Source organism: Methylobacterium sp. Leaf113 (genome assembly GCF_001423325.1).
Lineage (GTDB): Bacteria > Pseudomonadota > Alphaproteobacteria > Rhizobiales > Beijerinckiaceae > Methylobacterium.
The window spans coordinates 1-2,755 of sequence record NZ_LMNJ01000046.1 but is presented as its reverse complement, the minus strand read 5'-3'; the positions used below and the strand labels follow the sequence as shown (position 1 = coordinate 2,755).

Genomic DNA, 2,755 nt, shown 5'->3' with positions numbered 1-2,755 from the left:
GCCAGAACAGGTCCGCCATCGCCGCCTCCGTGCTGCAAACGGCGGCTCTGAATCACAAAACCAGAATTCTCGCAACGTCTTGGTTCGGTTCACACCCTAGCGATCTTACCGAGCATATATTCGTATAAGTCGCCCTTGGTGTCGCGGTCCTCCATCGGGATGTCGGCCAGAAGATCGACTACCTTCGCCAGCAGCCCTGACGTGGGTATCGTGAAGCGGGCGTCCTTCATGTGCGCAGCGTGTGCCGTGTCCGCGCCCGCCATGGTGCGAATGAAGGGGAAAACGTGGTCGGCAAGGATCTCGAACATCTGCGCCGGGGCCATATTGCGGAAGCGCGACCAGCGCATTTCCTCGTAAGCAAGGCCACCAGCTTTGCCGATGTCGTCCTTCCCCTCAGGGAAGATCCGCCGTTCCATCGGCTTGCCCAGGCGGTTCGCTTTATTCTCCTCGCGGGTATGCGCGTCGTCGAGACCGCGGATGAAGAGCAGGTATGTGATCTGCTCGATTACCTCGAGCGGGTTAGCGATGCCGCCCGACCAGAAGGCGTTCCAGATTGTGTCGATCTTGTTGCGCAGTTCGCCCGTAAGCATGCGGATCCTCCTGTTACCGCTTCTGTCATGCCCGCTCGTGAAGCAGCAACGGCGTGGCTCGCGACACGAGCGTTTTCGGCTGGGGGTTGCCCGCTGGCGACACCGAAAGCACCTCCAATCCGATACTTCGATCTCAGGTCACTGAAGCCGGGTGGGAGATCGCAATGGCTACGAGTCGCGTCACCGGGCGCCTGATCAAGCTGTTCATCACCGGCGACGATCCGCGCTCGCTGCGCACGGTTGAGCTCGACAACTGGTGGGGCATGGCGGTGATGGGCCGGCGCTCCTACTTCAAAAAAGCACTTGCACGCGAGGAGCTATCGCGCTCCTGTATCTATCTGCTGATCCGCAGCACGGGCACGGATGATCTACCAGAGGTTTACGTTGGTGAAAGCGACGACTTTTCTCAGCGTTACAAAGCTGATGATTTCCCGGTAGCATTCGACAGCTTCGTCGTCTTCACCAATAAGGACGACAACCTGACACGCGCCCATGTGAAATGGCTGGAGCGCGAGGTCTGGGAGCTGCTGGGCCGGAACGAAGGCAAGGTGCAGCTCGCCAACCGCTCGACGCCGACCGGGTCCAAGCTACCTGAAGCCGAGACCGCCAGCATGAGCACGTTCCTCGGCAACATGATCTACGTGCTGGAGGCGCTGGGCTTCGCGTTCTTTGAGGAGCCGGGCGCACCTCCAACCGAGACGCCTGCGCTACCTTCGATGCCCACGGTCACCCCAGCGGTGCAAAGCTTCTTCACGGGCGCGCAGCCACGCAGCGAGACCCATAAAGCCCACCTCGACATGGTCGGCGACGGCTATGTCCTACGCGCCGGCTCGATGATCAGCGCGAGTGCCACGGACAGTCTGCCCTCCAGTGTCGCCAAGCTGCGCGCTCAACTCCTCGCTGAGAACGCGCTCGTGCCTCAGGACGGCTGCCTTCGCCTGACCAAGGACATCGCCTTTACGAGCCCCTCGCCGGCCTCCGCGCTCGTGAAGGGACGCAGCTCCACCGGACATGGAGACTGGTTTCGGACTACGGATCGTAAGAAGCTGGGTGACGTGCTTCGTGAACGGTAAGGAAACGGTCCGGCTAACGGCAAGCGTTTGCGACAGGATCCTGGTCTTTAGAAATTGCAACACGCTAATATTGAACGAGGGTTCTGAGAATGAGTGGGACTATCAGCTTCGGGCAGTTAGAGGATGTAGCGGTGCGCGAGGCTTGGACACACGAAGCGCTGGGCTTCACCCCCTGGCTCGCAGCAAACCTCGATCGGCTTGGCGAAGCGCTCGGCATGAAGCTAGAGCATGTCGGATCCGAGGTGGCAGTGACGCGGTTTGCTGCCGATATTCGTGCCCGCAACGTTACTGACGGCACCACCGTCCTGATCGAGAACCAGTTAGAAGTTAGTGATCATGGACATCTCGGACAGATACTCACTTACCTCGCTGGACTCGAGGCTCACACAGTGATCTGGGTTGCGCCGCGATTCCACGAGGCGCATCTCTCGGCAATACGTTGGCTCAACCAGCACACGACGGCAGACTTTTCTTTTTTTGCCGTCAAGCTCCGTGTTGTTCGTATTGGAGAGTCTCCGTTTGCTCCGCTCTTCGATGTGCTTGAGCGTCCCAATGACTGGGAGAAACGACTGCAGGAAAGTGCTCAAGGAGCTGAGCTTGGTCCAGTGGGTGAGCGTCGGCTTGCCTTCTGGAAAGCGTTTTGCGAGCGTGCCCCGGAGGAGGCAGCTAACGGCAAGCCACAAGCGACGATACAGCGATGGGCTGCGATAACTGGCACAGACTTTGTGCTTTCACGCTTCATAGCTGATCGCTATGTCGGCCTCTGCGTCCGGGGACCTCGCGGCGCTGGGGTTGCACAAGTTGCCGAACAGCTAAGTCCCTTTGCCGACACACTTGCCGGACGGTTCGGTGTATCTTTCGACTCCGGTGCTGATTATTTGTTTATGAAGACGATAGCCGGCAGCTATTTTGATCCAGCTGAGCGCGATCGGCTGATTTCTTGGTTGTCTACAGAGACCGATCGCTATAAAAAAGCTCTTGTAGATACGTTGGCTTAGGGTGTGAACCGAACCAAGACGTTGCGAGAATTCTGGTTTTGTGATTCAGAGCCGCCGTTTGCAGCACGGAGGCGGCGATGGCGGACCTGTTCTG

At 58.8% G+C, this 2,755-nt stretch carries 3 protein-coding genes; 2 read left to right on the top strand and 1 reads right to left on the bottom strand.

From position 1 onward, the window contains the following. Positions 1 to 89 precede the first annotated feature (89 nt). Complete coding sequence (locus ASF60_RS19550; protein ID WP_056189038.1) at positions 90 to 590, bottom strand: type I restriction-modification system subunit M N-terminal domain-containing protein; 501 nt, start codon at positions 588 to 590, stop codon at positions 90 to 92. Between the two features lie 164 nt (positions 591 to 754). Between ASF60_RS19550 and ASF60_RS19545 the strand changes: the two genes are divergently transcribed. Both ASF60_RS19545 and ASF60_RS24770 read left to right on the top strand, forming a co-directional pair. Further along, positions 755 to 1,663 (top strand): DUF4357 domain-containing protein, encoded by a 909-nt coding sequence (locus tag ASF60_RS19545; protein WP_056189035.1) that lies wholly within the window; start codon positions 755 to 757, stop codon positions 1,661 to 1,663. Positions 1,664 to 1,752: 89 nt separating this feature from the next. Then, positions 1,753 to 2,661, top strand: a complete 909-nt coding sequence (locus ASF60_RS24770; protein WP_156634319.1) for a hypothetical protein — start codon at positions 1,753 to 1,755, stop codon at positions 2,659 to 2,661. Positions 2,662 to 2,755: the final 94 nt, after the last annotated feature.

What these genes read in the sequence shown, in the direction of transcription:
- ASF60_RS24770 (WP_156634319.1), top strand. Translation starts at nt 1,753, where the DNA reads ATGAGTGGGACTATCAGCTTCGGGCAGTTAGAGGATGTAGCGGTGCGC.
- ASF60_RS19545 (WP_056189035.1), top strand. Translation starts at nt 755, where the DNA reads ATGGCTACGAGTCGCGTCACCGGGCGCCTGATCAAGCTGTTCATCACC.
- ASF60_RS19550 (WP_056189038.1), bottom strand. Translation starts at nt 590, where the DNA reads ATGCTTACGGGCGAACTGCGCAACAAGATCGACACAATCTGGAACGCC.